Source organism: Pseudomonas putida (genome assembly GCF_004357765.1).
Lineage (GTDB): Bacteria > Pseudomonadota > Gammaproteobacteria > Pseudomonadales > Pseudomonadaceae > Aquipseudomonas > Aquipseudomonas putida_U.
Genome location: NZ_SMTE01000015.1, coordinates 120,632 through 131,004, shown reverse-complemented (window position 1 = coordinate 131,004; position 10,373 = coordinate 120,632). Strand labels below are relative to the sequence as shown.

At 61.1% G+C, this 10,373-nt stretch carries 12 protein-coding genes; 3 read left to right on the top strand and 9 right to left on the bottom strand.

Features of this window, described 5'->3' with window-relative positions:
* Positions 1-143 (bottom strand): thiamine pyrophosphate-binding protein (locus E2H86_RS21715; protein WP_133331574.1); only part of this gene is annotated, 143 nt, incomplete at its 3' end.
* 256 nt (positions 144-399) lie between these two features.
* Here E2H86_RS21715 and E2H86_RS21710 point away from each other — a divergent pair.
* Positions 400-840 (top strand): GlcG/HbpS family heme-binding protein, encoded by a 441-nt coding sequence (locus tag E2H86_RS21710; protein WP_133331573.1) that lies wholly within the window; start codon positions 400-402, stop codon positions 838-840.
* A gap of 96 nt (positions 841-936) precedes the next feature.
* Here the strand turns inward: E2H86_RS21710 and E2H86_RS21705 are convergent, their stop codons facing one another.
* Complete coding sequence (locus E2H86_RS21705) at positions 937-1,548, bottom strand: TetR/AcrR family transcriptional regulator (protein ID WP_133331572.1); 612 nt, start codon at positions 1,546-1,548, stop codon at positions 937-939.
* 132 nt (positions 1,549-1,680) lie between these two features.
* On the opposite strand from E2H86_RS21705, the gene E2H86_RS21700 reads away from it, so the two are divergent.
* Positions 1,681-2,595, top strand: coding sequence for a DUF808 domain-containing protein (locus E2H86_RS21700; protein WP_133331571.1), 915 nt, complete (start codon positions 1,681-1,683; stop codon positions 2,593-2,595).
* Positions 2,596-2,635: 40 nt separating this feature from the next.
* Here the strand turns inward: E2H86_RS21700 and E2H86_RS21695 are convergent, their stop codons facing one another.
* From E2H86_RS21695 to puuE, 7 genes are all read right to left on the bottom strand, one after another.
* Positions 2,636-3,418: an outer membrane protein OmpK gene (locus tag E2H86_RS21695; protein ID WP_133331570.1), complete on the bottom strand. Its 783-nt coding sequence runs from the start codon at positions 3,416-3,418 to the stop codon at positions 2,636-2,638.
* A gap of 353 nt (positions 3,419-3,771) precedes the next feature.
* Positions 3,772-4,557 carry an outer membrane protein OmpK gene (locus E2H86_RS21690; RefSeq protein ID WP_133331569.1) on the bottom strand — a complete coding sequence of 262 codons (786 nt, stop codon included), beginning with the start codon at positions 4,555-4,557 and terminating at the stop codon, positions 3,772-3,774.
* Between the two features lie 130 nt (positions 4,558-4,687).
* Complete coding sequence (locus E2H86_RS21685) at positions 4,688-6,043, bottom strand: nucleobase:cation symporter-2 family protein (RefSeq protein WP_133331568.1); 1,356 nt, start codon at positions 6,041-6,043, stop codon at positions 4,688-4,690.
* 160 nt (positions 6,044-6,203) lie between these two features.
* Positions 6,204-7,532, bottom strand: coding sequence for a urate hydroxylase PuuD (locus tag E2H86_RS21680; protein ID WP_133331567.1), 1,329 nt, complete (start codon positions 7,530-7,532; stop codon positions 6,204-6,206).
* Between the two features lie 44 nt (positions 7,533-7,576).
* Positions 7,577-8,080, bottom strand: a complete 504-nt coding sequence (locus E2H86_RS21675) for an ureidoglycolate lyase (RefSeq protein ID WP_133331566.1) — start codon at positions 8,078-8,080, stop codon at positions 7,577-7,579.
* A gap of 108 nt (positions 8,081-8,188) precedes the next feature.
* Positions 8,189-8,704 (bottom strand): 2-oxo-4-hydroxy-4-carboxy-5-ureidoimidazoline decarboxylase, encoded by a 516-nt coding sequence (gene uraD / locus E2H86_RS21670; RefSeq protein ID WP_133331565.1) that lies wholly within the window; start codon positions 8,702-8,704, stop codon positions 8,189-8,191.
* Positions 8,704-9,630, bottom strand: a complete 927-nt coding sequence (gene puuE / locus E2H86_RS21665) for an allantoinase PuuE (RefSeq protein WP_133331564.1) — start codon at positions 9,628-9,630, stop codon at positions 8,704-8,706. The genes uraD and puuE overlap by 1 nt, the downstream gene beginning before the upstream one ends.
* Before the next feature lie 387 nt (positions 9,631-10,017).
* Here puuE and uraH point away from each other — a divergent pair, with 387 nt between their 5' ends.
* On the top strand, positions 10,018-10,371 hold the full coding sequence (gene uraH, locus E2H86_RS21660; protein ID WP_133331563.1) for a hydroxyisourate hydrolase: 354 nt from the start codon (positions 10,018-10,020) through the stop codon (positions 10,369-10,371).
* The last annotated feature ends 2 nt before the right edge of the window (positions 10,372-10,373 follow it).

Below are 10,373 nucleotides of genomic sequence, written 5' to 3'. Positions count from 1 at the left end.
GCGAGGACGTGATCGATGCCACCGACTTTCTTCAGGGCCGAGTACAGCGGGTTGATGGCAGCCCCCGGAATGCCGAACGCAGTCTCTACGCCTTCACGGCGCATGACCAGAACGGCTGCATCGATTGCTCTCATTTTGCTCATGATTTGTGCCTCATCGATTTTGTAATTGTATACAACTTGCGTTGCGCCAAAGTGTATTCACGCCTGCCGGCTCAGGTCAATGGGTTTTCATCGGAGAGAAAATGTTTCGCTAGAGCGCGGTGGAAAACGGCCGTTTGCGTGATCGCATACGTTTGTTTGAAATTATTGTATACAAAAACTATTTCTGTTGTGTTCTATTGAGTGATCGGTTTTCAACTGCCCTCAGGGCTTCTCACAACAAGAAGAGGACCTTTGCATGAACGCTTTGAACCTGGATGTCGCGGTCGGACTGATCTCGGCCGCGTTGGCGGCGGGCCGCAAGATCAACGCAGCGCCGTTGACCGTGGCGGTACTCGATGCCGGTGGCCATCTGCTGGCATTGCAGCGTGAGGACGGTGCCAGCCTGATCCGCCCGGAGGTGGCCATCGGCAAGGCCTGGGGAGCAATTGCTCTGGGCAAGGGCTCGCGCTTGCTGGCGCTGGATGCGCAGCAGCGGCCCGCGTTTTTCGCGGCGTTGAACGGTTTAGGTGAGCGGCCGGTGGTGCCGGCGCCGGGCGGTGTGCTGATTCGTAGTCAGGACGGCAAGGTGCTGGGGGCGGTGGGGATCAGTGGCGATACATCGGATATCGACGAGCAGTGTGCGATCAGTGCCATCGAGGCGGCAGGCTTGACGGCGGATGCTGGCGTAGCGGCTTGATTCTGTAGTACCGAGGGTGTCTGCCGGTAGAGGTGTGGGGGGCGGGTATCGAGCGCCGCCCCCACACACATCTTCCGCGGCCAGCGCTGCCGACCCTCAGGCAGCCTCAGGCTCACAGCCCTTGAGCACCATGCGAATGATGGTCTCGGCAGCCGCTTCGTAATCGCTGTCGGCCAACTTGGCCTTGCCGGTCACCGCTGAGATCTGCCAATCGAAATCGGCGTAGGTCTGGGTCGCGGCCCAGATGCTGAACATCAGGTGATGGGCATCGACATGGGCGATCTGTCCCCGGTCGATCCAGTGCTGGATGCACTCGATGTTGTGCCGCGCCTGCTCGTTCAACTGCGCCACCTGGCTCGGCGACAGGTGCGGGGCACCGTGCATGATTTCGCTGGCGAACACCTTCGAAGCGTACGGCAGATCACGGGAGATGCGGATCTTCGAGCGAATGTACGCGCTCAACACTTCCTTGGGGTCACCGTCGGCATTGAACGGCGTCGACGCCTGCATGATCGGCGTGATGATGCTCTCCAGGACCTCACGGTAGAGGTTGTCCTTGGACTTGAAGTAGTAATACACGTTCGGCTTGGGCAGGCCGGCCTTGGCCGCGATGTCGCTGGTCTTGGTGGCGGCGAAGCCCTTGTCGGCGAATTCCTCGCTGGCCGCGCGCAGGATCAGTTCCTTGTTGCGCTCGCGAATGGTGCTCATTGTCGGGGATCTTCCTCGTGTCTGGCCACCTCTAAGGGTGATCGGGCATGGTAGCACCGGGCCCGACGGCGGCTCAAGGCAGCGGCTTTGGGCTAGAATCCGGCCCATTCACTTCTTTTGGAAATGGCAAACATGGCAGGAAGCAGTCTACTGGTACTGATCGACGACATCGCCACGATGCTCGACGACGTGTCGCTGATGACCAAGGTAGCGGCGAAAAAGACCGCAGGCGTGTTGGGCGATGACCTTGCACTCAATGCCCAGCAGGTCACGGGTGTGCGCGCCGAACGGGAGATCCCGGTGGTGTGGGCGGTGGCCAAGGGCTCGTTCGTCAACAAGTCGATCCTGGTGCCGGCGGCGCTGTTGATCAGCGCCTTCATTCCCTGGGCGGTCACACCGTTGTTGATGCTGGGCGGGGCTTACCTGTGTTTCGAGGGCTTCGAGAAGCTGGCACACAAGTTTCTGCACAGCCAGGAAGAAGACCAGGCCCAGCATGCGGCGCGCAGAGAGGCACTGGCCGATAGCAAGGTCGACTTGGTGGCGTTCGAGAAGACCAAGATCAAGGGGGCGGTGCGCACCGATTTCATCCTCTCGGCAGAGATCATCGCGATCACCCTGGGCACTGTGGCCGATGCGCCGTTGAGCCAGCAGATCATCGTCCTGACGGGGATTGCGATCGTCATGACCATTGGCGTGTATGGCCTGGTAGGCGGCATCGTCAAGCTCGATGATCTGGGCTTGTGGATGAGCCAGAAAACCTCGAAGACGCTTCAGGCAGTCGGCAACGCCATCCTGCGCGCCGCCCCTTACATGATGAAGGGACTGTCGGTGATCGGTACCGCGGCGATGTTCCTGGTCGGTGGGGGGATTCTGGTGCACGGAATCGCACCGCTTCATCATGCCATCGAAGCGTTCAGCGAAGGACGGGGTGGCATGCTGACCAGCGGCCTGCTCAATGGAGTGGCCGGTGTGCTGGCCGGGGCCGTGGTGCTGGCGGTAGTGGGGGTTGCAGGCAAGTTGTGGCGGGCGCTGCGGCCTGCAAATTGAGGGGGAGGGCTGGGGCTGCAAGGCAGCCCCAGGCATTGCGTCAGAAGTGAACCTTGACCAGCAGGCTCGCGGTGTTCTGGTCGGTGGTGAACGCATCGGAATCCTTGATCCCGTACTTGTTCTTCCAGTAGTCGTACTCGATACCTACGTACAACTGCTTCTCGCCCAGGTGCAGGGCCTTGCCCAGGTCGTACTTGATCTGCGGGTTGAAGTGCAGGTTGGCCTGGTAGGTGCCGTGACGGTTCTCGTCGTTGTCTACCACCCAGTCCATGAAACCATCGATCAGTACGTCGGAGGAGCCGACCGGGATGGTGTAGGACCAAACCGGGGTGATCTGCCAGACGTTATCACCGGCGCGGCTGCCATCGGTGGTGCGCTGGTAGAAGTTCAGCTGGAAGTAGTCGAAGCCTGGGATGTCCAGGTCGAAGCCCGGGCCGATCAGGTAGGACTCGGAATCCCCCTCGCCGAATTCGTAGGTCATCGCCAGCAGCACGTCCTTGACCGGGCCGAACTCGAGTTTCTGGTCGAAGATCTTGCCGAACGACAAGCGGGGGCTGAACTCGCCGTAATAGGTGTTCGGGCCGTTACCGGCGTCCTTCTTGCCCTGGTAGAAGATCTTGTCGATGAAGAAGAAGTTGTCGCCGTATTTCCAGCCGTCGGCGTGCTCGAAGGTGAAGGTCTGCTGGGTCTCCGGATTGACCTTGAAGTTCTTGCCCCAGAGGTAGGTCAGGCTGTTGTTCTGCCACTGCAGCAGGTCGCCGGCGAAGGTGGTGCCGCAGGCCAGCAGGCCGCCCGCGAGAATGAGGCTGTTGAGGGTACGCATTGTAGAAATCGCTCCTGGGTGATCAGTTGTCAGCGCTTTGTGATGGCGCTGTTTTTTTGTCTTTGTAGTCAGCTTTTTTCGATTGGCCACAGCTGTTTGGCAAGAGTTGCGCCAACTTTCCGGGTTAGCGGCAACCGTCCTGCTCGACGTCGTTCTGCACCGATGAAAAGGGTCTTTCAGGCTGGCAACACATCCACCAACCGCCCGTATTCATTGACCGAGCGGTCAGCTAACGCGGGCAGAATCCCTCCTGCCCTGATCGAGGGGGCGCGCAGATTACTCACTTGCGCGCCTGGCCTCAAGTGCTCCGTCCTGGAGCACGCTGGAACAAAGTTGGGCGTTCGGTCAGTTTCCTAGAAGTGCACTTTCACCAGGGCGCTGGTGACGCTCTGGTTGCTGTCGATGTTGCCGCGGCTGTCGATGCCGTACTTGTCCTTCCAGTAGCTGTATTCGATGCCCACGTACAGTTGCTTGGCGCCCAGGTCGAGGGCTTTGCCCAGGTCATACTTGACCTGTGGGTTGAACTGCAGATTGGCGTGGTAAGTGCCACGGCGGGTCTGGTCGTTGTCCACCACCCAGTCCATGTAACCGTCGATCAGGATGTCGGACTTACCCACGGGAATGGTGTAGGACCAGGCCGGAGTGATCTGCCAGACGTTATCGCCCGGGCGGCTGCCCTCGGTGTTGCGCACGTAGAAGTTGAGGGTGAAATAATTGAAGCCAGGGATCGCCAGGTCGAAGCCGGGACCGATCAGGTAGGCCTCGTTGTCGCCTTCGCCGCGTTCATAGGTCATGGCCAGCAGTACGTCCTTGACCGGACCGAAAGCGAGCTTGCGGTCGAAGATCTTGCCGAACGACAGGCGTGGGCTGAATTCGCCGTAGTAGGTGGTCACGCCTTTGCTGGCATCGGCTTGCCCGTTGTAGAAAATCTTGTCGACGAACATGAAGGTGTCGCCGTACTTCCACTTGTTGGCGTGCTCGAAGGTAATGGTCTGCTGGATACGTGGGTTGACCTTGAAATCCTTGCCATACAGGTAGGTCAGGCTTTCGCCGTGCCATTGCAGCCATTCGCCGGCGTGGGCGGGTAGGGTGGCCAGCAGGCTGCTGCCCAGCAGCAGGGACGAGGTGATGCGCTTCATGTCGTGGTTCCCAGACTTATCGTTGTTGGCATTTTTTGTGCGCGAGCCAGCCCCGTACGGCCCATCCAAGTGGGTCGATGATGTCGAAACGGGGGTAGGGCGGGGCGACCGGAGTGGTCGCCCCTCCGGCTCAATGTTGCTGACAGACCTCGTTGTGCGCGGCGCGGTCGGCGCCACCGAGGATGTTGAACAACACGTTGAGCACCAGGGCGCTGATCGTCGCCATGGCGATACCGCTGTGGGTGATCGGTTCCATCCACTGCGGCATCTGCGCGAAGAACTCCGGACGGACTACCGGGATCAGGCCAAAGCCGACACTCACCGCCACCAGCAGTTGGTTGCGTCGATCACTGATGTCCGCCTCCTGCAGGATCTTGATGCCGGTGGCGGTCACCATGCCGAACATGGCAATGGATGCGCCGCCCAGTACGGCTGGCGGGATCGAGGCGATCAGGTAGGCGGCCTTGGGCAGCAGGCTGAGCAGGATCAGCAGACCCCCGGCCATGACCGTGACGTAGCGGCAGCGCACACCGGTCATCTGTACCAGGCCGATGTTCTGGGCGAACGAGGAGTGGGTGAAGGTGTTGAAGAAACCTGCCACGAACGATGCACCCGCGTCGCACAACAGGCCGCGACGCAGCATCCCTGGCGTCACTTCGCGGTCGGTGACCTTGCCCAGGGCGAGGAACATGCCGGTGGACTCGACGAAGATGATCACCACTACCAGGCACATCGAGAGGATCGGCGCCAGGCTGAACGTCGGCATGCCGAAGTGCAGTGGCGTGACCACTTGCAGCCATGGTGCCTGGCTCAGCCCGGAGAGGTCGACCATGCCGATGGAACCGGCCAGGATGTAGCCCAGGCCCATGCCCACCAGTACCGACACATTGACCCAGAAGCCGCGCATGAAGCGGTTGATCAGCAGGATCACCGCCAGCACCAGGCTGGCTACCAGCAGGTAGATCGGCGAGCCGAAGGTCTCTGCCTCGGCGCCACCACCGGCCCAGTTGACCGCGACCGGGAACAGCGACAGGCCGATCGAGGTGATCACCGTGCCAGTGACCAGGGGTGGGAAGAAGCGTACGACCTTGGACATGAAGGGTGCGATCAGCATGCCGAAGAAACCGGCAGCGATGGTCGCGCCGAAGATCCCCTGCAGGCCTACGCCGGGCATGCCGGCCATGGCCACCATGCTGCCGACGGCGGCAAAGCTCGCACCCATCATCACCGGCATGCGGATTCCGACCGGGCCGATACCGAACGACTGGATGATGGTGGCGACCCCGGCGACGAGCAAGTCGGCGTTGATCAGAAAAGCGACTTCTTCACGGGAAAGACCGGCGGCCTGGCCGATGATCAAAGGGACGGCGATGGCGCCGCCATACATCAGCAGCACATGTTGCAGGCCAACCAGGAGCAATTGGAACAAGGGCAGGGGCTGTCGCGGGGGGGCGACGGGTATGTGCGCTTGGCGTAACTGGGACATGCAGCACCTCGAGTCTTGTTTTTATTCTCGGATCCAAGCGATCAGCGCGAGCTGCAAGCTGCAAGCGGCAAGCTTCAAGAAAGCTCGTGATCCGCTTGAAGCCTGCACTCGGTGCTGGCGCTCGATGCTTGCGTGTAGCTTGATTGCTTGCAGCTTGCAGTCAGTTGACCGGGGCGCCCTTGGCGATCCACTCACCGACCAGCTTGCGCTCCTCGGTGGTCATCTGGGTGATGTTGCCCAGCGGCATGATCTGGCTGGCGACCGCTTGCGCCTGGATGCGCGCGGCCTGGGCCTGGATCTGTTGCGGGGTGTCGAACATCACGCCGGCAGGGGCGGCGCTGAACAGTGGGCTGGTCGGTTTGGACGAGTGGCACACGGTGCAGCGTTCCTGGATGACGCTGTGGATCTTGTCGAAGGTATCGCCGCCAGCCTGGGCAGTGGCCTCGGCCGGGGCCTGGGCGGGTGCGGCAGGCGCTTGGGCGGCCTTGGCGGCTTCCTCGGCGCGCAGCTCGGCGGCGGTCTTGCCGCCAACGGCGGTGGCGGGCAGCGGCTGGTACTCGATCTTTGCCGCAGCCTGCTCAGGCGCCATGGGCAGCGGCTTGGGACCGGTGACATAGGCCAGGCAGATCATCGCCAGGGCGCCGACGGGCAAGGTCCAGGCGTACTTGTTGCTGTCGTGGCGGGTGTTGAAGTAGTGACGGATCAATACCGCTGCCACCGCGATGCCGGCCAGGATCAACCAGTTGTACTGACTGCCGTAGGTGCTCGGGAAGTGGTTGCTGATCATGATGAACAGCACCGGCAGGGTGAAGTAGTTGTTGTGGCGCGAACGCAGCAGACCCTTGGCCGGCAGCACCGGATCGGGAGTGGTGTTGTTCTCGATCGCCGCCACCAGTTGGCGCTGGGCCGGCATGATGATGCGGAACACGTTGCCGACCATGATGGTGCCGATGATCGCACCGGTGTGCAGGTAGGCACCACGACCGCTGAACACCAGGCTGAAGCCGAAGCAGGCAGCGATGATCAGGACGAACAGCACGGCGCCGAGCAAGGCAGGTTTCTTGCCCAGCGGCGAGTCGCACAGGAAGTCGTAGATGAACCAGCCGGCGACCAACGATCCGATACCGATGGCCACGCCTTCGGCGCCGCTCAGGGTGCTGCCGGGAGCGAGCAGGTAGAGGGTCGGGTTCCAGTAGAACACCACGCACAGCAGGGCGATCCCGGACATCCAGGTAAAGTAGGCTTCCCATTTGAACCAATGCAGGTTCTCGGGCATTTTCGGCGGCGCCAGCTTGTACTTCTCCAGGTGGTAGATACCCCCGCCGTGGATGGCCCAGAGGTCACCCGATAGCCCATCGCGCGGGCTGCTGCGGTTGAGGTTGTTTTCCAACCAGACGAAGTAGAACGATGCACCGATCCAGGCGACACCGGTGATCATGTGAACCCAGCGAATGCTCAGGTTCAGCCATTCGTGAAGGTGTGCTTCCACAGTATGTACCTCATGCCAATCACCAAACGATGATCGACCTTTTCTTATTGGTGGGGATTGAGGATCAGCATCTGTTCCTCGGTGAAGTAATGCTCGTCGCAGTTGTTGCCGGAACCACTGCGATCAACCACCAGGAAGTCATCCCGCTTTTCGATCGTCAGCACCGGGTGGTGCCAGACGCCGCGATGGTAATTAACGCCCTGCCTGCCGTTGCTGCGGAAGGCTCGGACCAAACCTGATACAGGTGCATCGCCAACTGGCGCGACCACGATCAGAAAGGGGTTGCCGAGCAGCGGAATGAAAGCCTGGCTGCCCAGCGGATGGCGTTCCAGCATGCGTACCGTCAATGGCATCTCCAACGCATCGGCGCGGAAGATGCTGATGATGGCCTTGTCCTCGGGCTCGGCGGTCTCGACCGTGGCGAGCTTGTGGAAGCGCATGGTCGAACCGTTGTTGATCATGAAGTGATCGCTGCCATCGGTTTCGATCACGTCACCGAAGGGGGCGAAGGCTTCTTTGGTCAGGGGCTCGATCATCAGGGTGCGCATGCGGGTCTCTCTTTTATGTTCGTTGTTCTTCAATAGGGTGGACCGGCTGGCAGGCCAGGCCCTGGGTGCGTTCGCGTCACGCACTCGGGCCATGCCTGCGCCTGGCCCTCAAAGCTGCAGCAGGCGGAACAGGGCGATCAGGTTGATCTGCGCCAGGGCTTCCTTGAACTCGGCATCGGTATCGTTGTGGATGCGTTTTTCGAAGGCGGCGAGGATCTGGTGCCGATTGCTGCCCTTGACCGCCATGATGAACGGGAACTGGAATTTGGCCTTGTAGGCATCGTTCAGTTCGGTGAAGCGGGCGAACTCCTCGGCGGTGCACTGGTGGATGCCGGCGCCAGCCTGTTCATTGGTGCTCGACTCGGTCAGTTCGCCCTGGATCGCCGCCTTGCCGGCCAAGTCCGGGTGCGCATTGATCAACGCCAGTTGCTCGCCGTGACTGGCGCTGAGCAGGATGTCGCTCATGCGCTGGTGCAGCGCCTCGATCTCGTCCAGCTCGCCCAGATGGCCCAGGTCGTAGGCTTTCTCGGCGACCCACGGCGAGTGCTCGTAGATGTCGGCGAAGGCGCGGACGAAGGTGTCACGGTCCAGGGTCGATGGTTTGAGGGTCTTGAAGGCGGTCATCAGGCGTTCTCTTTCTTGTACGGGTGGGTGGCGTGCCAGTGGCGGGCGATGTCCACGCGACGGGCGAACCAGACCTGCTCGTGGCTCTTGGCGTAGTCGATGAAGCGCTTGAGCGCGGCCAGGCGAGCAGGGCGGCCGACCAGTCGGCAGTGCAGGCCGATGGAGAGCATCTTCGGTGCTTCGCTGCCTTCGGCGTACAGCACGTCGAAGGCGTCCTTGAGGTACTGGAAGAATTGCTCGCCGCAGTTGAAGCCCTGCACCTGGGTGAAGCGCATGTCATTGGTGTCGAGGGTGTAAGGGATCACCAGGTGCGGCTTGCCGGTCGGGTTGTTCGGCTCCCAGTAGGGCAGGTCGTCGTCGTAGGTGTCGCTGTCGTAGAGGAAACCACCTTCTTCCATCACCAGGCGGCGGGTGTTCGGGCCGGTGCGGCCGGTGTACCAGCCCAGCGGGCGCTCGCCGGTGAGTTCGGTGAGGATGCGGATGGCCTCGAGCATGTGCTCGCGCTCCTGGGCCTCGTCCATGTACTGGTAGTCGATCCAGCGGTAGCCGTGGCTGCAGATCTCGTGGCCGGCCTCGACCATGGCGCGGATCACGTCAGGATGGCGCTGGGCGGCCATGGCCACGGCGAAGATGGTCAGCGGCACGCCACTGTCCTTGAACAGCTTGAGCAAGCGCCACACGCCGGCGCGGCTGCCGTATTCGTAGAGCGACTCCATGCTCATGTTGCGCACGCCTTGCAGCGGCTGGGCAGCGACCATCTCGGAGAGGAAGGCCTCGGACTCCTTGTCGCCATGCAGGATATTGCGCTCGCCACCTTCTTCGTAGTTCAGCACGAAAGACAGCGCGATGCGGGCATTGCCCGGCCACTGCGGGTGAGGTGGGGTGTTGCCGTAACCAATCAGGTCGCGAGGGTAGTCAGCGCTCACTGCTATCTTCCTTCTTGTGCGTTAGTGCGGGGTGGGCGAGCCGCGTCGGGATGTCGCACCACCGGATGGGCTGATTGTATACAACTTCTAAAATCTTTTGTAAGCCTGTTTTTCCGCATTTCTGCCCTTTTGTCGCCTGAAGGGCGGCTTCGAATGCATTGCAAGAAACCTGCCTGATTGGTCAGCTAATGAGAATGGCGCGCTCACACTGCCTATATTTGCCGCGAATGGCCGGTTTGCAGGGCGTGCGACAGATGGGATCAAAAAATTGTGTACAATATTTCGACGAAATGTCTTAATGAGGTCATTCCCGCTCGGCGCATGCCCTGTGCTGGTGCGAAGGCTGTGTATTTTTTGCCCACAGATTGAACAAGAGGCGACAAGCAAATGGGACGTTTGACCACACACGTATTGGATGCCGCTCACGGCTGCCCGGGCAGCGCGATCAAGGTCGAGCTGTATCGTGTCGAAGGCCAGCAGCTGGAACTGGTGAACACTGCCCTGACCAACAGCGATGGCCGCGTCGATGCGCCGTTGCTGCAAGGTGAGGATTACCGCACCGGCGTCTACCAACTCCAGTTCAGCGCCGGCGCTTACTACCGCGCCCGTGGCGTGCAGTTGCCGGAGCCGGCGTTTCTTGATGTTGTCGTGCTGCGTTTCGGCATCGATGAGCAGCAGGACCACTACCACGTGCCGCTGCTGATTTCGCCGTACAGCTATTCGACCTATCGTGGAAGCTAGTT

What these genes read in the sequence shown, in the direction of transcription:
- E2H86_RS21685 (WP_133331568.1), bottom strand. Translation starts at nt 6,043, where the DNA reads ATGTCCCAGTTACGCCAAGCGCACATACCCGTCGCCCCCCCGCGACAG.
- E2H86_RS21695 (WP_133331570.1), bottom strand. Translation starts at nt 3,418, where the DNA reads ATGCGTACCCTCAACAGCCTCATTCTCGCGGGCGGCCTGCTGGCCTGC.
- E2H86_RS21675 (WP_133331566.1), bottom strand. Translation starts at nt 8,080, where the DNA reads ATGCGCACCCTGATGATCGAGCCCCTGACCAAAGAAGCCTTCGCCCCC.
- E2H86_RS21705 (WP_133331572.1), bottom strand. Translation starts at nt 1,548, where the DNA reads ATGAGCACCATTCGCGAGCGCAACAAGGAACTGATCCTGCGCGCGGCC.
- E2H86_RS21700 (WP_133331571.1), top strand. Translation starts at nt 1,681, where the DNA reads ATGGCAGGAAGCAGTCTACTGGTACTGATCGACGACATCGCCACGATG.
- E2H86_RS21690 (WP_133331569.1), bottom strand. Translation starts at nt 4,557, where the DNA reads ATGAAGCGCATCACCTCGTCCCTGCTGCTGGGCAGCAGCCTGCTGGCC.
- E2H86_RS21710 (WP_133331573.1), top strand. Translation starts at nt 400, where the DNA reads ATGAACGCTTTGAACCTGGATGTCGCGGTCGGACTGATCTCGGCCGCG.
- uraD (WP_133331565.1), bottom strand. Translation starts at nt 8,704, where the DNA reads ATGACCGCCTTCAAGACCCTCAAACCATCGACCCTGGACCGTGACACC.
- uraH (WP_133331563.1), top strand. Translation starts at nt 10,018, where the DNA reads ATGGGACGTTTGACCACACACGTATTGGATGCCGCTCACGGCTGCCCG.